Origin of the sequence: Quadrisphaera sp. INWT6, from assembly GCF_015390235.1 — a bacterium.
Lineage (GTDB): Bacteria > Actinomycetota > Actinomycetes > Actinomycetales > Quadrisphaeraceae > Quadrisphaera.
Window position 1 is genome coordinate 770,621 of the sequence record NZ_VUOH01000002.1, and the last position, 21,856, is coordinate 792,476.

Genomic DNA, 21,856 nt, shown 5'->3' on the forward strand with positions numbered 1-21,856 from the left:
CAGGGAGCAGGCGCTCGAGAGTGGGCTCGAGGAGGGGTCAGGCGCGCGGGTCGGTGGGGTCCGAGGGCTCGGCGCGGAGCACGTCGGCGATCTCGTCCTCGGGGCGGGGCGGCACCGTCTCGTCGTCCTCCAGGACCTGCAGCTCGGGCTCGGGGCTGCCGGGCAGGTCGTCGTGCGGCGCGCTCACCGGGAGCCGCCCGGGGTGTCGTAGGAGGAGTGGGGGCGGGCGCCGGGGTTCTCCGGGCCCGTGTCGCCGGGGACGGCCTGCGCGGCGTCGTCCTCGCTGATGGTGACGCCCGCCAGCGGGTCGCCCGCGGCGGTGCCGTCGGCGTCGCCCTCGCCGCGCTGGTCCATGACCGGCGGCGGGACGGAGGCGCCGGTGGCCCGGGCGGTGCCGTTGCTGCGGTCGGCGATGGCCGACTGCGTCTCCGGGTTGTCCGCCGGGGCGATCTCGTTCTCGCTCATGTCCTGACCATGGCGCGATCGGCCCGGTCGTGCGACTCGTGGCGCTCCTGGCCGGGCGGGGTCGCGGGGAGCGGCGCGGACCGCGGCGCGGGGGCCGCGGCCCCGGCCGTGACGGGCACGACGCGCTCGGCGAGCGTGCGCAGGTCGACGGCGACGACGGTGCCCGGCGCGAGGGGCTCCCACCCGTCGGTGCGCAGCCCCGAGGAGGAGAACACGACGGTGCCGTCGGGCGAGCGCCGCCGCCACAGCTGGTAGTAGCCCGTGCGGTGGCCGGTGGGCAGCTCGTGCTCGGCCAGGCCGCTGGCGTCGAAGTCCTCGTGCGGCACGCGGGCCCCGGCGCTGGCCTGGACGACCACCAGCTCGCGGGGGGTCAGCAGCACGGCGTTGAGGCTCGAGCTCGGGAACAGGGGCGCCAGCTGCGCCACCACGGAGGCGGCTCCGGCGGCGAGGTCGCCCAGCTGGACCGCGCGGTGGCGCACCAGCGCGGCGTAGCGCTCGCTGTCGGTGCTGCCGCGCAGGCGGTGCCGCGCCGCGTCGGGGAGCAGTCCCTCCAGCAGCGCGACGGGCTTGACGGCGCCGTTGTGCGCGAAGGCCGTCCCCGCGTCGAGGAAGGGGTGGGTGTTCTCGGGGGCCACCGGCATGCCGGAGCTGGCCAGGCGCAGGTGCACCAGGCCCGCGCGCGCGGGGGTCGCGGTGGTCAGCGCCGCCAGCGCCGGGTCCTCGTAGCCGCTGCGGGGACTGCGCTGGGTGCGGACCGGCGCGCCGCCCCCGGTGGTCCAGGCGGCGCCCCACCCGTCGTCGTGCAGCCGCGCCATGGCGCAGAAGGTGGCCATCTGGACCGCGCCGACGGCGTCGGCCAGGGAGCGCGCGTCCGGAGCGGCGAACCCGAGGAGCCTGCACATCCCGACCACGGTAGGCAGTACCACGACCGTTCCGGGTGCGACACGGCGGACCACCGATGAGTCCGGTCCCCCCGCGCCGTCCTCCCCGTGACGGACCCGGCTCACGGGCCGCTCGACCAGCAGACCCCGGAGGACCTCGTGGCCCACACCCTGAACCCGTACCTGAACTTCCGCGGCACGGCCCGCGAGGCCATGGAGTTCTACGCCTCCACCTTCGGCGGGGAGCTGGTGCTGACCACCTTCGAGCAGGGCGGCATGCCGATCGAGGGCGAGGAGGCCGGCTGGGTGATGCACGGCCAGCTGACCCTGCCGAACGGCATGGTGCTCATGGGCTCGGACACCCCCACCTCGATGCCGTTCGACGAGGTCAAGGGCTTCGCGGTGGCGCTCACCGGCGACGACGGGGAGCTGCTGCTGGGCTGGTACCGGGCGCTGGCCGCCACCGGCCACGAGGACGTGCCGCTCGCCGAGGCGCCGTGGGGTGACTGGTTCGGCCAGTGCAAGGACCGCTGGGGCACCCCGTGGATGGTCAACGCCGCCCCCTCCGCACCCACCCCCTGACCGTGATCATGGACTTCCGGAACAGTGCCTGGAGCACTGTTCCACAAGTCCACGATCACGCCGGGGTCGGGGTCGGGGGCGGGGTCAGCGGCGCAGCCAGACCGCCGTGTCGGTGGGCAGCAGCCGGTCGCCGTCGCCGTCGTCCAGGGGGCCGCTGGCCAGCAGCACCTCGGCACCGGCGGGCAGCGCCACCGGCTGCGTGGAGAGGTTGACCCAGCAGGCGAAGCCCGGCTCGCGGGTGAGCGCGAGCACGCCGTCGCCGCCGTCCACCCACTCCATCGCGCCGTCGCCCAGGGCCTCCAGCGAGCGGCGCAGCGACAGCGCCGAGCGGTAGAGCTCGAGCGTCGAGGTCGGGTCGCCGTCCTGGTCGGCCACGGTCAGGCCCGCGAAGGACGCCGGCTGCGGCAGCCACGGCTGCCCCGTCGGCGCCGCGCCGTCGGGGCGCTCGCTGAAGCCGAAGGGCGCCTCGGCGCCCGACCAGGGCAGCGGCACGCGGCAGCCGTCGCGGCCCCGGCGCTGGCCGCCGGACTGGAACCACACCGGGTCCTGCAGGGACTCCTCGGGCAGGTCCTCCACCTCGGGCAGGCCGAGCTCGGCGCCCTGGTAGACGTACGCGCCACCGGGCAGCGCCAGCATGAGCAGCGCCGCGGCGCGGGCGCGACGGAGGCCCACCTCGAGGTCGGCGGGACGGCCGGTGAAGTCCTCCTCGCCGCCCAGCTGCGGACGGTCCTGCTCGCGGGCGTACCGGGAGACCTCGCGGTAGACGTCGTGGTTGCTCAGCACCCAGGTGGGCGGGGCGCCGACGGCGCGGTGCGCGGCGAGCGTCCTGTCGATGACGTCGCGCAGCTCCGGCTCGCGCCACGCCGAGACGAGGAAGTCGAAGTTGAACGCCGTGTGCAGCTCGTCGGGGCGCAGGTACAGGCCCAGGCGCACCGGGTCGCCGGTCCACGCCTCGGCCACGAAGACCTTGGGGTCGTCGTAGGAGTCGGCGATGGCGCGCCAGCGGCGGTAGACCTCGTGGACGTCGTCGCGGTCGAGGAACGGGTGGTCACCGGCACCGAAGGGGCGGTGGGGGTTCGCGATCTCGCCGGTGTCGGGCAGGTCGGCGTGCTTGGTGAGGCCGTGGGCCACGTCGATGCGGAACCCGTCGACCCCGCGGTCGAACCAGAACCGCAGGACGTCGTCGTACTCCGCCCGGACGTCCTCGCTGGTCCAGTCGACGTCGGGCTGCTTGGTGTTGAACAGGTGCAGGTACCACTGGCCGGGCTGCCCGGCGGGGTGGGCGTCGTCACCGACGGCCTCGACCGCGCGCGTCCAGGCGGGGCCGCCGAAGTGGCTGGTCCAGTCGTTGGGGGGCAGCTCTCCGGCCTCGCCGCGGCCGTCGCGGAAGATGAAGCGGGCGCGCTCCGGGGAGCCCGGGGCGCTGGCGAGGGCCGCCTGGAACCACACGTGCTCGTCGGAGAGGTGGTTCGGGACGACGTCGAGGATGACGCGCATCCCGAGGCCGTGCGCCTCGGCGATCATCGCCGTGGCCTGCTCGAGGTCTCCGAACAGCGGCTCGACGGCGCGGTAGTCGGCAACGTCGTAGCCGGAGTCGGCCAGGGGCGAGGGGTACCAGGGGTTGATCCAGATCGCGTCGACGCCGAGGGAGGCCAGGTGGGGCAGGCGCGCGCGCAGGCCGGTGACGTCGCCGGTGCCGTCACCGTCGCCGTCGGCGAAGGAGCGGATGTAGACCTGGTAGACGACGGCCTCGCGCCACCAGGGCGTGGCGAGGCGGGACGCGGCGCGCTGCGCGCCGGTGGTCGCGGTCGGGGTGGTGGCCGTGAGGGTCACGGGGTGCTCCGGGAGTGACGTGGGTGTGCGGGGCCGGGGTCTGGCGGGGTCTGGCGGGTGCCGGTGAGCGGGTCGCCGGGTGCTGCGCCGCCGATGCTAGATCGATCCACCACGCGTGTCACGCGCATCCGCACGACTGCCGCACCACGAGCCGCGGCGGCACCGCCAGCTCCAGCGCTGCTTCGCCCCCGGACGGCTCCCGCAGCCGGTGGACCAGCCCCTCCGCGGCGGTGCGGCCCAGCTGCTCGCCGTGGGTGGAGACCGTCGTCAGCGGCGGCTCGTAGAGGGCGGCGGCGGGGATGTCGTCGTACCCGGTCACCGGCAGCGCGCCAGGCCGGCCCGCCTCGCGCAGCGCCCTCAGCAGGCCCGTCGCGTGGACGTCGCTGAAGCAGACGGCGCCGTCGGGGGCGCGGCCCCCGTCGTCGTCCTGGGACAGCGGGCCGGCCAGCGCCTCCCGGCCGAGGCGCAGGCCCGTCGGGTCGTCATGGAGCCACCCCAGCGCCGCGACGACCTGCGCCCCCTGCACACCCGCGACGGCGTCGTGGACGCCGGCCTCGCGCAGCCGGGCGCTGGCGACGTCGTGCGACGCCCCGACCAGCACCAGCCGCCGGCACCCGTGGACCTCCAGCAGGTGCTCGGCGGCCAGCCGGCCCCCGAGCCGGTCGTCGGGGGCGACGGTCCACGTGCGGGCCCCGTCGACGGGCTGGGTGAGCAGCACGTGCTCGAGGCCCCAGGCCCGCAGCTCGTCGACCAGCGAGGCCGGTGTGCCCGCGACCGGCGCGAGCACGAGGCCGGCCACGCGGTGCTCGCGCAGCAGCCCGAGCAGCTCGGCCTGCTGGGCCAGGTCGTGCGCGGCGTTCGCGAGCAGCGGCAGGTACCCCTCCTCGCGCAGCGCCGCCTGCACACCGACGAGGGCCTGCGCGAAGAAGGGGTTGGTGATGTCGCTGACCACCACGCCCACCACCGGCGCGTGCTGGGAGCGCATGGCGGCGGCCACGCGGTCGTAGACGTAGCCCAGCTCGGCCATGGCGGCGTGCACGCGCTCGCGCGTGGCGTCCGCGATCCGCCCCTCGCCGCGCAGCACGAGGGACGCGGTGGCCCGCGAGACGCCGGCGCGCGCGGCGACGTCGGACAGGGTCACCCGAGCGCTCACGCGCTCGATGATGCCCTGGGCCGCGCCCGCGGGCCGCCGGCGGAGCACGGCCGGCAGGGGTCAGACGGACCGTCGACGGGAACGGGCCCGGGCCCACCACGGGCGCTGCGCTGCGGCCGCCTGCGGCGGCGCCTCGGGCGCGACGGGCTCCCGGGGGTGCACCTCGCGCCACCGCGCGAGCTGCCGCTCGACGTCCACGAAGGCCAGCGCCACCGGCGGCACCTCCTGCGGGCGGCGGTAGGCCGCGTCGAGGCGCTCGTTGAAGTGCTCGACCGCCGCGCGCACGGCCTCCTCGGTGGGCTTGCCGGGCACGGCGTCGACCAGCTCCTGGCGCTCGCGCCGCAGGGCCAGCGCCGGGGGGAGGGCCGCCGTCATGTCGGCGCCCTCGCGGCGCGCCCACTCCACGGCCCACTCCCCCGCGGTCTGGGTGAGCAGGGCCGGGTCGAGGGGCTTGCCGGCGGCGCTCAGCCCCTCGAAGGCGCCGCGCTCGGCGGCCTCGCGCACCTGGCGGTCGACCCACGACTCGTAGCTGACGCCCGGCGGCTTGCGAGGACCCACCCGTCCATGGTCGCCCGGGGAGCTCACCCCGGCTCGCCGCGGCGCTTGCGCCGCGCGACCACCACCAGGTCGACGGCGAACCCGACCGCCGCGAACGCCGTGAGGAGGAGCAGCCAGGTGGGTCCGCCGGCCGCAGCGACCCACAGGGACGCCCCGCCCCACAGCAGCAGCCCGAAGGCCGCCAGCACCAGCCGCAGGGTCAGGGCGCTGCGCACCGGGGGTCCGCCGTGCTGCTCGCTCCACGAGGGGCCGCCCCGGCCCCACCACCCGGGACCCTGCCCGGCGCTGCCTCGTCGTCGTTCCACACGCCTCCCCTACCCGGACGGCGGGGTCCTGCTCAGCCAGCGGCTCAGACGGCGGCTCAGACGGCGGCTCAGACGGCGGCTCAGACGGCGGCCAGCCGGCGGTGCCGGGAGACCTCGGCGAGGCGGGCGGCGACGCGGGCGGCCCTGCGCGCGGCCTCGACCCGGGCGGCGGCACCAGCGGACCGCTGGTGGTCGTCCAGGCCGCGCCGGACGGCCTCGCGCACGCGGGCGGCCTCCTCGTGGCGGCCCAGCGCGTCGAGGAGCGCGGCGGCGTCGGGCTCGGTGCCGGCGCGCGCCGCGCTGGTGGCGGCGACGTCGCACAGGTCGGCGAGCAGTCCGTCGGCGGTCGCGGCACCCAGCGCCCACACCCGCACGAGCAGGGCGCGGGCGGCGGCGGGGTCGGCCGCGGTCGCGACGAGCTGGTCGCAGGCGGCCTGCAGGTCGTGGACGCCGGAGCCGGGCGGGGTGGCTCGGACGCTCCTCGACAGCTCGCTGCTCACGGGAGTGTCATCGGCAGGGGCTGTAGCCCACCCGGGTGGCCCGCTCCGCGGGCGCGCCGTCACCCGGGGGTGGGACGCCCCGAGGGGTCCAGGTGTCCAGGACACCTGCCGAGACCCAGGACATGCCGTCTGCCGCTCGCCACCGCCTCGTCACCCGCTCCGACTTCGACGGGCTCGTCTGCGCCGTGCTGCTGAAGCACCTCGACCTCATCGACGACATCACCTTCGTGCACCCGAAGGACGTGCAGGACGGCGCCGTGGAGATCACCGGCCGCGACCTGCTCACCAACCTGCCGTACGACCCGCGGGCGCACACGGTCTTCGACCACCACCACAGCGAGGCCCTGCGCAACGGGACGCCCGCGCCGGGCGCGGCCGCGCACGTCATCGTCGAGCACGCGCCGTCGGCGGCGCGCGTGGTCTACGACCACTTCGGCGGTGCCGCGGCCTTCCCGCAGGTGCCCGAGTCGCTGATGACGGCCGTCGACCAGGCCGACTCCGCGCAGTACTCGCTGGAGGAGGTGCTGCGCCCCACCGGCTGGGCGCTGCTCAACTTCCTCATGGACTCCCGCACCGGCCTGGGCCGCTTCCGGGAGTTCCGGATCTCCAACTACGACCTGATGATGCAGATGATCGACCACTGCACCCAGCACGCCGACGCCGAGGAGATCCTCGCGCTGCCCGACGTCGCCGAGCGCGTGGCCCTCTACGAGGCGCAGGCCGAGCAGTTCGCCGCCCAGCTGCTGCGCGTGAGCACGCTCCACGACGACGTCGTGGTGGTCGACCTGCGCGACGAGGACGTCATCCACGCGGGCAACCGGTTCCTGGTCTACGCGCTCTTCCCCGCCGCGCGCGTCTCCGTGCACGTCATCTGGGGCCGCGGCAGGCAGAACACCGTCCTGGCGATGGGCCGCTCCATCCTCGACAGGACCTCCACCGCCGACATCGGCGCCGTCGCCCTGCGGCACGGCGGAGGCGGCCACGAGGCGGCCGGCACCTGCCAGGTGCCCCACGAGGACTCCGAGCGCGTGCTCGCCGAGGTCATCACCTCGCTGTCGGGCTCACGCCACCCCGTCCCGGCCTGACACCCCCGGCGGGAGGCCCTCGGGGTCTCCCACCTCCGCCGCCGCGTCCGCCGCCACGCCCCCGGCGCGGCGGCGGACCGGCAGGGCCGTCGCCACGAGGTTGGCGACGACGACGAGCGCGGCACCCACCACCTCGTGCAGCGCCACGCCCTCGCGGAGCACCAGCGCGCCCGCGAGGAAGGCCCACACGGGGTTGGCGCTCGCCAGCGTCGAGTACACCGACGCCGGCAGCATCCGCAGCGCGGGCAGGTCCAGCGCGTAGGGCAGCGCGGAGGACAGCAGGCCGCAGGCCGCCGCGAGGGCCAGCGCCTCCAGCGGCGGGCGGGCGAGCAGCACGACCACCAGCACCGGCAGCGCCCACGCACCGGCGAGGACCGTCGCCGCGGCGGCGGCGCCCTGCACGCCGGGCACCCGGGCCGCCACGGCGCGGCTGAGCAGGATGTAGCCGGCCCACGCGGCCGCGGCGGCCAGGGCCAGCGCGATGCCCAGCAGGTCGCTCGAGGGCCCCGGCGCGACCAGCACGAGCACGCCGACGGCGGCCGCGGCGGCGGCCAGCACGTCGAGCAGGCGGCGCGAGGTGGCCACCGCCACGCCCAGCGGGCCGAGGAACTCGATGGTGACCGCGAGGCCCAGGCCGATCCTGTCGACGGCCAGGTAGATGGTGAGGTTCATCAGGCCCATCACCGCGGCGAGGACGGCGACCAGCCCCCACGTGCGCCGGTCCAGCGACCTCGGCGACCAGCGCACGACGGCGTTGAGGACGAGCGCGGCCACGACCTGGCGGACGGCGACGACGCCGGGCACGCCCAGCCCGTCGAAGGCCAGGGCGCCCACCGCGGCGCCCGTCTGGCTGGAGGCGCTCGACCCGAGGGCGAGCGCGGTGCCCGCCGCGCGCCGGTCGTCCAGCGGAGCAGCAGCCACGGCCCCATCCTCGCTGCACCGCCCGGCCGGGCCGCGCCTACCGTGGCCGGGTGGACGTGTCCGGGCCGCGGAGCCTGCGCGAGGTCGTCGTCGCCCCGGGCGGTGGCGCAGCACCGGTCGCAGGGCTGCTGGACGCCCTGCGCGACGCGCTCGCGGGCTCCGGCCCCGCGCTGCTGCCCCTCCCCGCGGACCCGGCAGCCGCCGACCGGCTGCGCGCCGCCGCCCGCGTCGAGGAGCCGGTCGACGCCGGGACCGCCCTCGTGCTGGCCACCTCCGGCTCCACCGGGGAGGCCAAGGCGGTGGAGCTCGCCGGCGCCGCGCTGACCGCCTCCGCGCGGGCCACCGCGGCGCGCCTCGGCGGACACGGTCGCTGGCTGCTGGCCCTGCCGCTGGAGCACGTCGCCGCGTGGCAGGTGCTCGTGCGCAGCGCGGTGGCGGGCACCGAGCCCGTCGTCGTCCCGCCCGGCGACCCCGAGGCGCTCGCGGCGGGGGTCGCGGCGCTGCACGACGGCGGGGAGCGCGGTCGCCAGTACGCCTCGCTCGTGCCGACGCAGCTGGCCCGGGCCCTCGAGGTGCCCGCAGCGGCCGCTGCACTGGCGCACCTCGACGCCGTGCTGCTCGGAGGGGCCGCCGCGCCCGCCCCCCTGCTGGCGCGGGCCGCGGGGGCCGGGGTGCGCGTCGTGCGGACCTACGGCTCCACGGAGACCTCGGGCGGCTGCGTGTACGACGGCGTCGCCCTCGACGGGGTGGACGTCGCGCTGGACGACGACGGCCGGGTGCTGCTCACCGGTCCCGTGCTCGCCACCGGCTACCGGGGCCGTCCGGACCTGACCGCCGAGACCTTCGTGCAGCGCGGTGGGCGGCGCTGGTACGCCACGAGCGACCTGGGCGCCGTCGACGCCGAGGGGCGCCTGTCGGTGCTGGGCCGCCTGGACGACGTCCTCGTCACCGGGGGCCGCAAGGTGGCGCCGCTCGCGGTGGAGCGGGTGCTGGCCGGCCTGCCCGGGGTGGCCGACGCACTGGTGGTGGGCGTGCCCGACCCGGAGTGGGGGCAGCGGGTCGTGGCGCTCGTGGTGCCGGGCGCCGGTGGTGCGCCGTCCCTGGAGGAGGTGCGCGCCGCCGTCCGCGAGGAGCTGGGAGCGGCGTCGGCCCCGCGCGACGTGCTCGCGGTGGAGGCGGTGCCCGTGCGCGGGATCGGCAAGCCAGACCGCCGCGCCGCGGCCGACCTGGCCGCCCGCCTCCTGGGTACCTGACCCCCTCCCCGGGACGATCACGCACCTCAGCGCCACGACCCCGCCGACCACCAGCGCACCTGGCGCTCACGCGCATGATCGTCGCGGAGGGAGCGGAAGCGACGACGACGGGTGAGGGCGTGCCCACTGGGTGGACCCGTGCCCGGGAAGAGCTCCCCGACCCGGGCACCAAGACACCCACCGGGCACCACCCTCCCCACCACGCCCCCCTCCCCGCGACGATCACGCACCTCAGCGCCACGACCCCGCCGACCGCCAGCGCACCTGGCGCTCACGCGCATGATCGTCGCGAGGGGGTGCAGGGTGGAGGCGTGGTGACACCCGACCCCTCGCACGCCCTGTCCTTCGGCGCCGGCGCCGCCGGCTACGCCGCGGTGCGCCCGACCTACCCCGCACAGGCCGTCGACTGGCTGCTGGAGGGCCTCACCGGGTCCTTCGGTGAGCGGCGGCTGCGGGCGGCCGACGTCGGCGCGGGCGCCGGAGCGCTCACGGCGCGGCTGGTGGAGCGGGGTCTGGAGGTGGTCGCCGTCGACCCCGACGCCCAGATGCTCGCGCAGCTGCACGCCGACGTGCCCGGGGTGCCGACGTTCGTGGGCACCGGGGAGCAGCTCCCGCTCCCCGACGCGTCGCTGGACCTCGTGGTGCTCGCGCAGGCCTGGCACTGGGTCGACCCCGAGCGGGCCAGCACCGAGGTGGGTCGGGTGCTCGCGCCCGGCGGCCGGCTGGGCCTGCTGTGGAACCGCCGCGACGAGAGCGAGCCGTGGGTGGCGGCCCTCGGCGACCTGCTCGCCCCCGCCCCGCACATGGCGCAGCGCTCCGAGGAGCCGCAGATCGGTGCTCCCCTGGTCGACGCCGAGCGCCTGACCACCGACCGGTGGACCCACGACCTGTCCCCCGAGGACGTCGTCGGGCTGGCGGCGAGCCGCAGCTACGTGATGACGGCCGAGCCGGCGGAGCGCCGGCGGGTGCTCGACGAGGTCCGCCAGCTGCTCGCCACGCACCCCGACACGGCGGGGCGGGAGACCGTCCCGGTGCCGTACACGACCACCTGCTGGCGCGCCCGCCGCGCGTGACACCTACGCTCCCCCGGTGGCGAGCGCAGGGCAGTGGGTCGCCGGTGCCCGTCCCCGGACCCTCCCGGCGGCGCTGTCACCGGTGCTGGTGGGCACCGGAGCGGCGGCGGCCCTGGGCGCGGCGCACGCCGGGCGGGCCCTGCTCGCCGCGGTCGTGGCCCTCGCGCTCCAGGTGGGCGTCAACTACGCCAACGACTACTCCGACGGCGTCCGCGGCACGGACGCCGACCGCGTCGGCCCGCTGCGCCTGACCGGCTCGGGCGCGGCCCCGCCGCGGCAGGTGCTCCGCGCGGCGCTGCTCTCCTTCGGCGTCGCGGCGGTCGCCGGGGTGGCCCTGGTGGCCCTCAGCGGCGCGTGGTGGCTGCTGGTGGTCGGGGCGCTCGCCGTCGTCGCCGCCTGGACCTACACCGGTGGCCCCCGCCCCTACGGGTACGCGGGCCTGGGCGAGGTGTTCGTCTTCCTCTTCTTCGGGCTGGTCGCGGTGCTCGGCACCACGTACACCCAGGCCGGGCGGCTCTCGGGAGACGCCCTCGTCGGCGCCGTGGCCGTCGGGTCGCTCGCGTGCGCCATCCTCGTGGCCAACAACCTGCGCGACGTGCCCACCGACGCCGTCGCCGGCAAGCGCACCCTCGCCGTGCGCCTGGGCGAGGCCCGCACCCGCACCCTCTACACGGCGCTGCTGGTGCTGCCGTACCTGCTGCTGTCCGTGCCGGCGCGGACGACGCCGTTCGCGCTGCTCCCCCTGCTCACCGTCCCGCTGGCCGTGGCTGCGGTGCGCGTGGTGCGCGGCGGGGCCACCGGCCGCGACCTCGTGCCGGTGCTGGGCGGCACGGGCCAGCTGGAGCTGGCCTACGCCCTGCTGCTGGCCGTCGCCCTGGGGCTCGCGACGCTGCTCTGACGGGCCCGGCCGGCGGGCGCGCCAGCCGGCTCAGCCGCGGCGGGAGTCGTCGTCGGCGTCCTCGGCGGCGTTGTCCTCGTCACTGCGGCTCCGCTTGCCGGACGCCGCGCGCTGCTCCTGGCGCTCGACCGCGCGCTCGTGCCGACGGGCGGTGCGCTGCTGCAGCTTCTCGACCAGCGCCTGGCGCGGGCCGCCGAGCAGCAGGTAGGACAGCACGGCGGAGACCACCAGCGCGAAGACGATGAGCAGGAACTCCCGCATCCCGACCGCGTACCCGATGAACAGGACGACGGCGAAGAGGAGGATCCGCAGGATCGCGTAGCGGGCGTAGGGCGACACGACGACGAGCGTAGGTGGACGACGTGCTTACCATCGACGGGTGCCGATGCTGGTAGCCCTCGCAGCCCTCCTGCTGGGCATCTACGCGCTGGTCGACTGCCTGCGCACCACCGGGTCAGAGGTCCGCGGGCTGCCCGTCCCGGTGTGGGTGGCGGTCATCGTGCTGCTGCCCGTCGTCGGGCCGCTGGCGTGGCTCGTGGCCGGGCGGTCGCACCGCCGCTCCGGTCCCGCGCAGCCCTCGTCGCGCGGCAGCGCCCCGAAGGGCCCCGACGACGACGAGGACTTCCTGCGCTCGCTGGACCGCAAGGACCTCGGCGACCTCTGAGGCCGCGCGCCGAGGCCCCGCTCCGCGGAGCGCCTCCGGTCAGCTGAGGCCGGAGTAGGAGTGGTTGCCGGGGAAGAAGACGTTCACGACGCCGTAGTTGACCATCAGGCAGGCGAAGCCGGCGATGGACAGGTACGCCGCGCGGCGCCCGCCCCAGCCACCGGTGGCGCGGGCGTGGAGGTAGGCGGCGTAGACCACCCAGATGATGAAGGTCCACACCTCCTTGGGGTCCCAGTTCCAGTACCGGCCCCAGGCCACCTCGGCCCAGATGGCGCCCGCCACCAGCGTGAACGCCCACAGCGGGAACGAGATGGCGATCAGCCGGTAGCTGAGCCGCTCGAGGTCGGCCGAGGGCGGCAGCGCCTCCATGAACCGCCCGGCCCCCGTGGGGCGCCCCTGAGCCCGCTGGACCTCGCGGCGCTCCTGCACCAGCTGGAGCACCGTGGTGGAGAAGGCGAGCACGAACAGCGCTGAGCTCACGAACGCGATCGAGACGTGGATGATCAGCCAGAAGCTCTGCAGCGCCGGCACGAGCGGCGCGGAGTCGGTGTAGAGCACCGCGACCGCGAGCCCGAGGCTCAGCAGCACCGGCGCGAGCACGAACGTCGAGAGCCAGCGGATGTCGCGCCGCGACAGCACGGCCAGGTAGACCAGCACGACGACGGCGGTGCCCGTCACGGAGAACTCGTACATGTTGCCCCAGGGCGCGCGGTGCGCCGAGAGGCCGCGGGTGACCACGCCGCCCAGGTGCAGCAGGAGGGCCAGCACCGTGAGCGAGGTCGCGATGCCGGCGGCCTTGCGGGGCGTGCCGTCCTCGGCCAGCGGTGCCGGGCCCGTGGGCGCCGTCGTGCGGCCCACCGTGATGGTGCCGACACCGGCGGCCTGCGGCACGAGCTCCTCGCGGCGCGCCGCCGACCGGCTCGCGGCACGGCGCTTGGCGCCGACCTTCTCGCCCAGGGTGGCGAGGTCGAAGGCGCTCGCCCCCAGCGCCACGGCGTAGACGGCCATCGCCGAGTACACGAGGGAGTTGCTGGTCGAGGCCAGCGTCGTGTCGACGCTCACGGGGCGCTCTCCTCAGGTCGGTGCTGCTGCGGGGGCTGCTGGGGGTGCTCGGGCTGGCGTGCTGGCTGCTCGTCGAGGCGGGCCAGGACGGCGGCCAGGACGGCGTCGGCCTCACCGGCCAGGCCGTGGTCCTCGCTGCGGGCCAGGGCCCCCACCTCGACCAGGGTACGTCCGGACTCCGACGACGGGCCGCCGTCGGGCGCGCCCGCGGCGACGGCACCGGCCCTCAGCCAGAGCCGGCGGCGGGGCACGAAGAGCGAAGCCGTCAGCCCCGCGATCGCCAGCAGGGAGAAGACGAGCGCGGCGCCGCGCGCCGGGTCGTGGCGGACGGTGAAGCCGGCGTAGCGGTCGAGGGAGTCGAAGGTCACCGAGCCGAGGCCGTCGGGCAGCTGCGCGGTCTGCCCGGGCTCGAGCCGCAGGCGCACGGGGATGCCGTCGCCGGTGGTGATCAGCGTCATCTTCGAGGTGTCGAGCTCGTAGACGTTCTGGGGCACGCCGTCGTCGAGGCCCAGGTCGCCGGTCCACACGGTGAGGTAGAGCACCGGGTCGCGGGCGTCCGGGAAGGACGACGCCGGCATCCCGTCGGTGCCCAGCGCGGCGGTCGGCAGGAAGATCCCCTGCAGGCCCACCTGGCCCGTCGGGGAGTCGGGCACCTTGATGACGCCCGTCGACGAGTAGTTCGCGTCCTGCACGAGGAACGGCGTCGGCTGGCTGAAGACGGGGTTCCCGTCACCGTCGCGGACGGTCAGGACGGGCGCGTAGCCGTTGCCCGCGAGGTAGACGGACGCGCCGGCCGCCCGCAGCGGCTCGTTGACCCGGATGGTGCGCTCGACGGGCGCCGCGCCCGGGGTCTCGGTCAGGGTCGTGTCGGCCGAGAAGCTGCGCGGAGCGCCGTACTGGCTGCTGCCCTCGTCGTCGTCGAAGGAGACGTGCAGGGCGTCGAGGCTGAAGCTGAACGGCGGCAGCGAGTCACCGCTGACGAGGGCGCCCGGGTCCCACGTGTCGAGGTTGGTGGTCTGGTTCACGTAGGAGCCGCCCACCGGCACGATGACCTGCGCCCGGTAGCCCCACAGGCCGCCGACGGCGACGGCGACGAGCACGCCCACGAGCGCCAGGTGGAAGAGCAGGTTGCCGGTCTCGCGCAGCTCTCCGCGCTGGCCGGCGAGCGAGGGCCCTCCGGGTCCGGCGTGCTCGGCGGTGCGGTACCTGCGCTCGCGCAGCACAGCGCGCGCGGCGTCGAGCACCTGCTCGGGGCTCGACGCCACCTCGACGCTGCGGTGCTCGGGCAGCCGGGACAGGGCGGGCCGGGGTCCGCGGCGGCGGCTGGCGCAGGTTGGCCAGGTGCACCCTGGTGCGCGGCAGCACGCAGCCCACGAGGCTGATGAACAGCAGCAGGTAGACCGCCGAGAACCACGGCGAGGAGTAGACGTCGAACAGGCTCAGCCGGTCGAGCCACGGCGCAAGGTCGGGGTGCTGCTCGAAGTAGTCGGCCACGCGGACCTGGTCGATGTTGCGCTGCGGGAAGAGCGACCCCGGCACTGCCAGCACCGCCAGCAGCATGAGCAGCAGCAGCGCGGTGCGCATGCTCGTCAGCTGCCGCCAGGTCCAGCGGGCCCAGCCGAGCAGCCCCAGGCCCACGGGCGCCGGGTCGAGCTCGGGCGGGTCGGGCACCGGGGCGCGGCGCTCCTGCGTCGTCGTCATGTCAGACCACCGTCTCGTAGCTCGCGAGGACGCCCCGCACGTCGCCCATCCAGGCGCTCCACAGGCCCGTCACCAGCAGCACCCCGAAGACCACGAGCGCGACGCCGCCGAGGCGCGACAGCAGCACGTGGTGGCGGCGCAGCAGGCCGAGGACCCGCTGGGAGCGGCCGAGCCCGATCGCCACCAGCACGAAGGGCAGCCCGAGGCCCAGGCAGTAGGCGAAGGTGAGCAGGGCGCCCCGGGAGGCCGTGCCGGCGTCGGTGGCCAGCGTCAGCACCACGGCGAGGGTCGGGCCGATGCACGGCGTCCAGCCCAGCCCGAAGACCACGCCGAGCAGCGGGGCGCCGGCCAGGCCGGCGGCGGGCCGCCAGCGCACCCGCGCCTCACCGCGGGCTCCGGGCACGACGCCGAGGAAGACGAGCCCCATGGCGATGACGACGACGCCCAGCCAGCGGGACAGCGACACCTCGTTGGCCTGGAGCAGCGCTCCGAACGACCCGAAGAGCGAGCCCAGCGCGACGAAGACCGCCGTGAACCCGAGCACGAAGAGCACGGCCCGAGCACCACCCGGCTGCGGCGCTGCTGCTCCAGCTCGACGCCGCGCAGCCCGGTGACGTACCCGAGGTAGCCCGGCACGAGCGGCAGGACGCACGGGGAGGCGAAGCTCACCGCCCCCGCCACCGCGGCGACCAGCACCGCGAGGAGCAGCGGCCCGCTGGCCGCCGTCCCCTGGAACAGCTCGGCAGCGCTCACGCGGAGCCGCCCGACGCCTTCACGTCGGCGATCAGACCGCGCAGCACGTCCTTCGCCGCCTTGCCGACGATGCGCGCCGCGGGGCGGCCCTCGGCGTCGAGGATGACGGTCGAGGGCACCGCCTGCGGCGGGATGGTCCCCCGCAGGGCCAGCACCGCCTGGCCGCTGTCGGCGTCGAGCAGGCTGGGGTAGGGGATCTTGAACTTCTCCTCGAAGGAGCGGGCCCGGTCCTGGCGGTCCTCGGTGTTGATGCCGAGGAACTGGACGTCCGGAGACTCCCCCGCGATGGCGGCGAGGTCGGGGCCTCGGTGCGGCAGGGGGCGCAGTCGGCGTACCAGACGTTGAGGACCACGACCTGACCGCGCCAGGAGGCGATGTCGACGGTGTCGCCGTGGGTGGTCTCCCCGCTGAGGGCCACCGGGTCTCCGCGCTCCTCGGGAGCGACGACCCGGAAGGCGCCGTCGCCACCGACGAAGCCCTGCTGGTTGCCGGTGTCGGGGCCGGTCGCCCCGAGCTCGGGGGTGCAGGCCGCGAGCACCGCGACGGGCAGCAGCCCGGCGCCGGCCAGGAGGGCGCGCCGGCTGAGGGGGCTGCGGGGGTCCACCGGGCTCACGCGGCGCCCGCGGTGTCGACCGCGCCCGGCAGCAGCGAGGCGGCGGGCTCGCGGTAGTCCACCCCCACCAGGGCCGTGCCGTCGAAGCGGAGGGTGGTGAGGCTGGCCAGGGTGCACTCGCGCTTGCGCGGGTCGTGCCAGAGGCGGCGGCCCTCGGCGCGGCGGCGGGCGCTGTAGATGGGCAGCTGGTGGGCCACGAGCACCGTCTCGTGGCCGGCGTTGCGGGCGGCGGCCTCGCGGGCCACGGCGAGCACGCGCTCGGCCTGCTCGGCGTACGGCTCGCCCCCACGAGGGGCGCAGCGGGTTGCGCAGCGACCACCAGTGCTGGGGCCGGGCCAGCGAGCCCGCCCCGACGCGAAGGTGAGGCCCTCGAAGTGGTTGTCGGCCTCGATGAGCCGCTCGTCGGTGCCGACCTGGAGCCCGAAGGCCGCGCCCACGGGGGCCGCGGTCTCCTGGGCGCGCTGCAGCGGCGAGGCGACGACCTCCACCACGTCGGCGCCCTCGGCGGCGAGGGTGTCGGCGACCAGGCGCGCCATCGCGTGACCGCGCTCGGACAGGTGGTAGCCCGGCAGGCGCCCGTAGAGCACGCGCGCGGGGTTGTGCACCTCGCCGTGGCGCAGCAGGTGGACGGCGGTCAGGGCCATGCCGCCAGCATCCCACCCGCACCTGGGTGCCGGTGCGACCCGCGGCGGGGCTGCGCCCGACGTCACACCCGGCGTCACACCCGACGTCACACCCGGCGTCACACCGAGAGGCTGACGACCCCCAGGTCGCGGGTGGAGGTCAGCGTCCCCCGGACGCCGGGGCCGCTGAAGCTGCCCGAGGTGGGTGCGACGTCGGTGTAGTCGCGGCCCACGGCGACGGTCAGGTGACCGGCGCCGGCGCGCTTGTCGTTGCAGGGGTCGAAGGCGACCGCGACGGCGCCCAGGCCGCCGTCGGCGCGGTTGCCCGGGACCACGACGTCGACCCAGGCGTGCGTGCCGCCCTGGCCGATGAGGTGCCCCGAGACGTAGCGCGTGGGGATCCCGAGGTGGCGCATCACGGCGATCATCACGTGCGCGTAGTCCTGGCAGACCCCGACGCCGCCCGCCGAGCGCCTCGGCGGCGGTGGTGCGGGTCGTCGTCGTCCCGTTGCGGTAGGTGAAGCGGCGTGGACGGCGGAGCAGACGCGCTCGGCGGTCTCGAGGGGGTTCTCGGGGCGGCGCAGCGACTCGGCCAGCTCGACGATGGCGGCGTCGGGGGCGGTCAGCGGCGTGGCGGTGAGCAGGCGGGCGTCGCGCAGGCGGGCCCAGGGCAGCTCGACGGCGCCGGAGCCGACGACGCGCTCGAGCACGGCGGCGAGGCGGAACTCGACGTGGTCGGTGACGCGGGGGGCGTGGACGTCGGTGGTCTCGTTGCCCCAGCGGTCGCGGCGGTCGGTGCGGCGGTGGCGGCGCGCGGGCACGCCGGAGACGGTGAGGGTGGCGAGGCGGCGGTGGACGTCGCCGTGGCGGGCCGGCGGCATGACGACGAGGCGGTGGCGCAGGTCGTCCACGGGCGCGTCGTAGGAGTACCGGAAGGTCTGCTCCAGCCGGTAGGTGACCTTCGCGGCCGCGTCGAGCTCGGCGGTGCGAGCGGCGAGCAGGGGGGCGCTGAGCGCGTCGAGCATCACAGGAGGGCTCCCTCAGCAGCGCTGCCGGAGACCCGTCGCACGGTGACGAGCGGGTTCATGGACAGATGCTGCACGTCTGGCGTTTCCGCGGTGTTGCGCCGGGCCGCCCGGCACGTTGCACATCGGCGGACCGGCCCCCCTGCTTGAGCCGGACGGGTGAACGACGCCGAGTCGTCAGCGCCCCTGGGCTGCGCCGCCGCCCGCGCCGCGAGGGGCAGGGCGTCCAGGACGACGCCGACGGCCTCGGCGTCGTGGCTCGCGGAGCAGAACCACGACTCGTAGCACGACGGCGGCAGGTGCACCCCGGCGTCGAGCATCGCGTGGAAGAAGGCGGCGAACGCGCCGGCGTCCTGGGTCCGGGCGGTGTCGTAGTCGACGACGTCCACGTCGGTGAAGAAGACGCTGAACATGCTGCCGGCCACGCCCAGGGTGTGGGGCACGCCCTCGGCCGCGAGCGCCGCGGACGCCGCGTCCCGGATGGTGGCGGCGACGGCGTCGACGCGGTAGTAGACCTCCGGCGTGCACAGCTGCAGCGTGGTCAGGCCGGCGGCGGCGGCGACGGGGTTCCCCGAGAGGGTGCCCGCCTGGTAGACGGGACCGGCCGGGGCGAGGTGGGCCATGACGTCGGCGCGGCCGCCGAACGCGGCGACGGGGAAGCCGCCGCCCATGACCTTGCCGAAGGTGAACAGGTCGGGCGAGCGCCGCTCACCGTCGACGTCCTGCGCGCCCTCGAGGCCGTACCAGCCTGCGCGGGAGAGCCGGAAGCCGGTCATGACCTCGTCGCTGATGAGCAGCGCGCCGGCGCGGCGGGTCTCGCGCAGCAGCGCGGCGGTCCACCCCGGAGCGGGCGGCACGACGCCCATGTTGCCGGCGGCGGCCTCGGTGATGACGCAGGCGATGCGGTCGCCGTGGGCGGCGAACGCCTCCTCCAGGGCCGCGACGTCGTTGAAGGGCAGCACGAGGGTCTCGGCGGCGCTCTCGCGGGTGACGCCGGGGGTGTCCGGCAGGGCGAAGGTGGCGAGCCCGGAGCCCGCCGAGGCCAGGAGGGCGTCGACGTGGCCGTGGTAGCAGCCGGCGAACTTCACCACGAGGGGGCGGCCGGTGAAGCCGCGGGCCAGGCGGATGGCGCTCATGGTGGCCTCGGTGCCGGAGCTGACCAGGCGCACCTGCTCCAGCGGCTCCACGCGCGCCACCAGCTCCTCGGCGAGCGCAACCTCGCCCTCGCTGGGCGTGCCGTAGGAGAAGCCCCGGGCCGCGGCCCCGCGGACTGCGTCGAGCACGGCGGGGTGGGTGTGGCCCAGGATCATCGGCCCCCACGAGCCCACGAGGTCGACGCGGCGCACGCCGTCGGCGTCGGTGAGCCACGGGCCCTGCGCCGACGCGGTGAAGCGGGGCGTGCCGCCCACCGCGCGGAACGCGCGCACCGGCGAGTTCACCCCGCCGGGCAGGACGGCGCTGGCGCGCTCGAACAGCGCCGCGGAGGCGGGAGCGGGGGTGAGGTCGGTGGGGCGCTCGGTCGTGCTCACCGGCCCATCCTCGCCGCTGGCCGCGGGAGCCACCCGTCCGGCACCCGCCCGCCGTCCCGCCGGTGGGGCCCGCCTCCCCTAGCGTGGCCCCGTGGGCCTGCTCGTCGCTGCGCTCGGCCTGGGCCTCGCGGGGCTCGACCCCGCCGGGGCGCTCATCGCGGCCGCCGCCCTGGCCGCGGGCACCCGGGCCCGCCCGGTGGTGGCCTTCGGCGTCCTCGTCGTGGTCCTCACGGCGCTCCTGGGGACGGCGCTGTCCCTGACCGCCGGCGCCGGCCTGGCCGACGTCGACTGGGGCGCCGCCGTGCCCGGGGGCCCGGTCACGGCCGTGCTCGAGGCGCTCGCCGGCCTCGCGGCGCTGGCGTGGGCGGTGGTGCGCCTGCGCCGCCCTCCGGCCGACCCGGCCGACGAGGCGCCCCGGCGCCGCACCCCCAGCACCCGCAGCGGCGCGGGGCTGCTGGGCGTCGGCGCGCTCTTCACCGCCGGCGCCGTGCTCGACCCCTCCTACGTCGGGCTCGTGGTGCTGGCGGGGCGCGGCGAGCCGTGGTGGGAGGTGCTGGCGGCCCACACCACCTGGTCGGTGGTCAGCCAGGCCCCGCTGGTGGTGCTGGTGGTCGCCGTGGCCCGGGGCGGTCACGAGCGCGCCGTCGCCCTGTTCACCCGCTGGTGGGGCCGCGCCCGCCCCCTCGTGCGGCACCTCGTCACGGGCGCGCTGGCGCTCGTGGGGCTCGGCCTGCTGCTGGACGCCGGGTGGTACGCCGCCACCGGCGCGTTCCTGGTGCTCGACCCCGGCGCCTGACCGCGGTCGTGCACGAGGGGTCAGAGGCGGGGTGCGCCCGGCAGCAGGGGGTGGACGACGCGCGCGAGGCGGTCGCTCCACACCGTCGCCGGTCCGTCGGGCGGGGGGCTCCGCCGGGCGGCGGCGCGGGTCAGGAGCGACCAGGTGCCGGCGACGCCCGCGTCCAGGAGCGCCAGGCGGGCCCGGGGGCGGTCGCTCGCAGCGAGCCCGACGGCCGTGAGGGCGTGGACGCCGTCGACCCACGCGCCGTCGGCGAGCACCGCCCGGGTCGGAGCGAGGCCCGTGACGAGGGCCTGCACGAGGTGGCGGCCTCCCAGGACCCGGGTGACGACGACGGTGCGCCGGTCGGGGGCGCGCTCGCCGACCGCGGCCAGCACCCGGCGGGGCGCGACCAGCAGGGCCAGGCCCCAGGCGCCGCGCGCCAGCTCGAGCGGGCGGGTCCTCGCCACCCCGCGCCAGGGGCTCTTCCCCCGGTCCGCGGCGGGGCTCACCGGCGCCGGGCCAGGGCCCGCACGCCCGCCACGGCGCCCGCGGCGGCGCCGGCCGCCAGGGCGACGGTGCCGGCGACGTCGACGGTGCGGCGGCGCTGCTGCAGCCACACCTGCGGGCTGGTGCTCCACGCCTGCTCGTCGAACTCGCCGTGGGCGCCGAGGTCGCCGGGCACGGGCTCGTCGAGGTAGTCGCCGGCCATCGTCGAGGCGGGCTGGTCGGTCTGCTGCCCGGGGATCCCGGTGCGCGCCAGGTACCTGTCGACGAACCACGGCGCCAGCCAGCTGCCGAGCACCGTGTAGACGGTCGACTCCCCCACCCAGGTGCGCGCCCGCGGGTGGTCGAGGACGTGCCCGACCACGGCGGCGCAGGCCTCGGGCTGGTAGATCGGCGCGACGGGCTGTGGGTGCTTCGGCATCGTCGTGCGCACCCACGTGAACTGCGTGGTGTTCATCCCGGGCATGTGGACCACGGAGACCTTCACGCGACTGCCCTCGGCCCGCAGCTCGGTCATCACCGAGTCGGTGAAGCCGGCGACGGCGTGCTTCGCTCCGCAGTAGGCGGCCTGCAGCGGGATGCCGCGGTAGGCCAGGGCCGAGCCGACCTGCAGCACGTGGCCCCGGTCGCGGGGGCGCATCAGCCGCAGGGCCGCGCGGGTGCCGTGCACCTGGCCGAGGTAGGTGACGGCGGTGGCGCGCTCGAAGTCGGCGGGGTCGGTGTCGACGAAGGGGGCGAAGACGCTGGCCATGGCGTTGTTGACCCAGACCTCGACGGGGCCGAGCTCGGCCTCGACGCGGTCGGCGGCGGCCTCGACCTGCTCGCGGTCGGCGACGTCGCAGACCACGCCGAGCCCGCGGCGCCCCGCCTCGGCGACCTCGCGGACGGTGCCGGCCAGCTGCTCGGGGTCGCGGGCGAGGACGGCCACGTCCCAGCCGCGGGCGGCGAGGTCGCGCACGACCGCCCGCCCCAGCCCCGCGGAGCCGCCGGTGACGACAGCGGTGCCGCGCCGGGAGGGCGCGGCGCGGTCGTCGAGGAGCTGGTGGTCGGAGCCCGGCGCGCTGGAGCTGGTCATGCCCCGATCCTCACCGCGACGG

Annotated in this window: 24 protein-coding genes and 2 pseudogenes; 7 read left to right on the top strand and 19 right to left on the bottom strand. The window is 76.6% G+C overall.

Translation table 11 applies throughout. From position 1 onward, the window contains the following. Nucleotides 1-37: 37 nt before the first annotated feature. The 3 genes from F1641_RS08465 to F1641_RS08475 are packed head-to-tail and all read right to left on the bottom strand — an operon-like array spanning nt 38 to nt 1,367. On the bottom strand, nt 38-187 hold the full coding sequence (locus tag F1641_RS08465; RefSeq protein ID WP_194904413.1) for a hypothetical protein: 150 nt from the start codon (nt 185-187) through the stop codon (nt 38-40). Next, on the bottom strand, nt 184-465 hold the full coding sequence (locus F1641_RS08470; RefSeq protein WP_194904415.1) for a hypothetical protein: 282 nt from the start codon (nt 463-465) through the stop codon (nt 184-186). Before F1641_RS08470 ends, F1641_RS08465 begins: the two co-directional genes overlap by 4 nt. Next, nucleotides 462-1,367, bottom strand: coding sequence for a class II glutamine amidotransferase (locus tag F1641_RS08475; RefSeq protein WP_194904417.1), 906 nt, complete (start codon nt 1,365-1,367; stop codon nt 462-464). Before F1641_RS08475 ends, F1641_RS08470 begins: the two co-directional genes overlap by 4 nt. Nucleotides 1,368-1,454: 87 nt before the next feature. Here F1641_RS08475 and F1641_RS08480 point away from each other — a divergent pair, with 87 nt between their 5' ends. Next, nucleotides 1,455-1,928 carry a VOC family protein gene (locus tag F1641_RS08480; protein WP_206690779.1) on the top strand — a complete coding sequence of 158 codons (474 nt, stop codon included), beginning with the start codon at nt 1,455-1,457 and terminating at the stop codon, nt 1,926-1,928. 84 nt (nt 1,929-2,012) lie between these two features. On the opposite strand, the gene F1641_RS23070 is transcribed toward F1641_RS08480, so the two are convergent. From F1641_RS23070 to F1641_RS08505, 5 genes are all read right to left on the bottom strand, one after another. Beyond that, nucleotides 2,013-3,761, bottom strand: coding sequence for a glycoside hydrolase family 13 protein (locus F1641_RS23070; protein ID WP_194904419.1), 1,749 nt, complete (start codon nt 3,759-3,761; stop codon nt 2,013-2,015). A gap of 118 nt (nt 3,762-3,879) precedes the next feature. Next, nucleotides 3,880-4,914: a LacI family DNA-binding transcriptional regulator gene (locus F1641_RS08490; protein WP_194904421.1), complete on the bottom strand. Its 1,035-nt coding sequence runs from the start codon at nt 4,912-4,914 to the stop codon at nt 3,880-3,882. Nucleotides 4,915-4,974: 60 nt separating this feature from the next. After that, a complete protein-coding gene (locus F1641_RS08495; RefSeq protein WP_194904423.1) occupies nt 4,975-5,472 on the bottom strand; it encodes a DUF1992 domain-containing protein in 498 nt (165 codons plus the stop codon). A gap of 23 nt (nt 5,473-5,495) precedes the next feature. Continuing rightward, nucleotides 5,496-5,777, bottom strand: coding sequence for a DUF6343 family protein (locus F1641_RS23075; RefSeq protein WP_194904425.1), 282 nt, complete (start codon nt 5,775-5,777; stop codon nt 5,496-5,498). An 80-nt stretch (nt 5,778-5,857) separates the two neighbouring features. After that, the gene (locus F1641_RS08505; RefSeq protein WP_194904427.1) at nt 5,858-6,277 is read right to left on the bottom strand and encodes a hypothetical protein; all 420 of its coding nucleotides are present in this window, start codon (nt 6,275-6,277) and stop codon (nt 5,858-5,860) included. 122 nt (nt 6,278-6,399) lie between these two features. On the opposite strand from F1641_RS08505, the gene F1641_RS08510 reads away from it, so the two are divergent. Further along, entirely contained in the window at nt 6,400-7,362 is a 963-nt protein-coding gene (locus F1641_RS08510) for an exopolyphosphatase (protein WP_194904430.1), read from the top strand. Here the strand turns inward: F1641_RS08510 and F1641_RS08515 are convergent. Further along, nucleotides 7,339-8,283, bottom strand: a complete 945-nt coding sequence (locus tag F1641_RS08515; protein ID WP_194904432.1) for a DMT family transporter — start codon at nt 8,281-8,283, stop codon at nt 7,339-7,341. The genes F1641_RS08510 and F1641_RS08515 overlap by 24 nt on opposite strands. Before the next feature lie 74 nt (nt 8,284-8,357). Between F1641_RS08515 and menE the strand changes: the two genes are divergently transcribed. From menE to F1641_RS08530, 3 genes are all read left to right on the top strand, one after another. Next, nucleotides 8,358-9,536, top strand: coding sequence for an o-succinylbenzoate--CoA ligase (menE, locus tag F1641_RS08520; RefSeq protein ID WP_206690935.1), 1,179 nt, complete (start codon nt 8,358-8,360; stop codon nt 9,534-9,536). Between the two features lie 311 nt (nt 9,537-9,847). Continuing rightward, entirely contained in the window at nt 9,848-10,609 is a 762-nt protein-coding gene (locus F1641_RS08525; RefSeq protein ID WP_206690780.1) for a class I SAM-dependent methyltransferase, read from the top strand. Between the two features lie 16 nt (nt 10,610-10,625). Continuing rightward, nucleotides 10,626-11,507 carry a 1,4-dihydroxy-2-naphthoate polyprenyltransferase gene (locus F1641_RS08530; RefSeq protein WP_194904434.1) on the top strand — a complete coding sequence of 294 codons (882 nt, stop codon included), beginning with the start codon at nt 10,626-10,628 and terminating at the stop codon, nt 11,505-11,507. Between the two features lie 30 nt (nt 11,508-11,537). Here the strand turns inward: F1641_RS08530 and F1641_RS08535 are convergent, their stop codons facing one another. Beyond that, nucleotides 11,538-11,846, bottom strand: coding sequence for a DUF4229 domain-containing protein (locus F1641_RS08535; RefSeq protein ID WP_194904436.1), 309 nt, complete (start codon nt 11,844-11,846; stop codon nt 11,538-11,540). A 46-nt stretch (nt 11,847-11,892) separates the two neighbouring features. Between F1641_RS08535 and F1641_RS08540 the strand changes: the two genes are divergently transcribed. Beyond that, nucleotides 11,893-12,171 (top strand): PLD nuclease N-terminal domain-containing protein, encoded by a 279-nt coding sequence (locus F1641_RS08540; protein WP_194905024.1) that lies wholly within the window; start codon nt 11,893-11,895, stop codon nt 12,169-12,171. 39 nt (nt 12,172-12,210) lie between these two features. Here the strand turns inward: F1641_RS08540 and ccsB are convergent, their stop codons facing one another. The 7 genes and pseudogenes from ccsB to hemL form a co-directional block, all read right to left on the bottom strand. After that, nucleotides 12,211-13,233, bottom strand: coding sequence for a c-type cytochrome biogenesis protein CcsB (gene ccsB, locus F1641_RS08545; RefSeq protein WP_309225482.1), 1,023 nt, complete (start codon nt 13,231-13,233; stop codon nt 12,211-12,213). Beyond that, nucleotides 13,230-14,934 (bottom strand): annotated as a pseudogene (locus tag F1641_RS08550) (cytochrome c biogenesis protein ResB). The gene ccsB and the pseudogene F1641_RS08550 overlap by 4 nt, the downstream one beginning before the upstream one ends. 1 nt (nt 14,935) lies before the next feature. Beyond that, nucleotides 14,936-15,672: pseudogene (locus F1641_RS08555) on the bottom strand (cytochrome c biogenesis CcdA family protein). A gap of 11 nt (nt 15,673-15,683) precedes the next feature. Next, nucleotides 15,684-15,842, bottom strand: coding sequence for a hypothetical protein (locus tag F1641_RS19780; RefSeq protein ID WP_206690782.1), 159 nt, complete (start codon nt 15,840-15,842; stop codon nt 15,684-15,686). Between the two features lie 454 nt (nt 15,843-16,296). Then, on the bottom strand, nt 16,297-16,944 hold the full coding sequence (locus F1641_RS08565; RefSeq protein WP_194904439.1) for a histidine phosphatase family protein: 648 nt from the start codon (nt 16,942-16,944) through the stop codon (nt 16,297-16,299). 98 nt (nt 16,945-17,042) lie between these two features. Next, a complete protein-coding gene (locus tag F1641_RS08570; RefSeq protein WP_194904441.1) occupies nt 17,043-17,948 on the bottom strand; it encodes a transglutaminase family protein in 906 nt (301 codons plus the stop codon). Next, a complete protein-coding gene (gene hemL, locus F1641_RS08575) occupies nt 17,948-19,477 on the bottom strand; it encodes a glutamate-1-semialdehyde 2,1-aminomutase (protein WP_194904443.1) in 1,530 nt (509 codons plus the stop codon). The genes F1641_RS08570 and hemL overlap by 1 nt, the downstream gene beginning before the upstream one ends. Before the next feature lie 91 nt (nt 19,478-19,568). Here hemL and F1641_RS08580 point away from each other — a divergent pair, with 91 nt between their 5' ends. Next, nucleotides 19,569-20,273: a hypothetical protein gene (locus F1641_RS08580; protein ID WP_194904445.1), complete on the top strand. Its 705-nt coding sequence runs from the start codon at nt 19,569-19,571 to the stop codon at nt 20,271-20,273. Between the two features lie 20 nt (nt 20,274-20,293). Here the strand turns inward: F1641_RS08580 and F1641_RS08585 are convergent, their stop codons facing one another. Further along, complete coding sequence (locus tag F1641_RS08585) at nt 20,294-20,722, bottom strand: hypothetical protein (RefSeq protein ID WP_194904447.1); 429 nt, start codon at nt 20,720-20,722, stop codon at nt 20,294-20,296. Nucleotides 20,723-20,760: 38 nt separating this feature from the next. Next, complete coding sequence (locus F1641_RS08590; protein WP_194904449.1) at nt 20,761-21,834, bottom strand: SDR family oxidoreductase; 1,074 nt, start codon at nt 21,832-21,834, stop codon at nt 20,761-20,763. Nucleotides 21,835-21,856 lie beyond the last annotated feature (22 nt).

What these genes read in the sequence shown, in the direction of transcription:
- F1641_RS08510 (WP_194904430.1), top strand. Translation starts at nt 6,400, where the DNA reads ATGCCGTCTGCCGCTCGCCACCGCCTCGTCACCCGCTCCGACTTCGAC.
- F1641_RS08540 (WP_194905024.1), top strand. Translation starts at nt 11,893, where the DNA reads ATGCTGGTAGCCCTCGCAGCCCTCCTGCTGGGCATCTACGCGCTGGTC.
- F1641_RS08470 (WP_194904415.1), bottom strand. Translation starts at nt 465, where the DNA reads ATGAGCGAGAACGAGATCGCCCCGGCGGACAACCCGGAGACGCAGTCG.
- F1641_RS08590 (WP_194904449.1), bottom strand. Translation starts at nt 21,834, where the DNA reads ATGACCAGCTCCAGCGCGCCGGGCTCCGACCACCAGCTCCTCGACGAC.
- F1641_RS08475 (WP_194904417.1), bottom strand. Translation starts at nt 1,367, where the DNA reads ATGTGCAGGCTCCTCGGGTTCGCCGCTCCGGACGCGCGCTCCCTGGCC.
- F1641_RS08565 (WP_194904439.1), bottom strand. Translation starts at nt 16,944, where the DNA reads ATGGCCCTGACCGCCGTCCACCTGCTGCGCCACGGCGAGGTGCACAAC.
- F1641_RS08570 (WP_194904441.1), bottom strand. Translation starts at nt 17,948, where the DNA reads ATGCTCGACGCGCTCAGCGCCCCCCTGCTCGCCGCTCGCACCGCCGAG.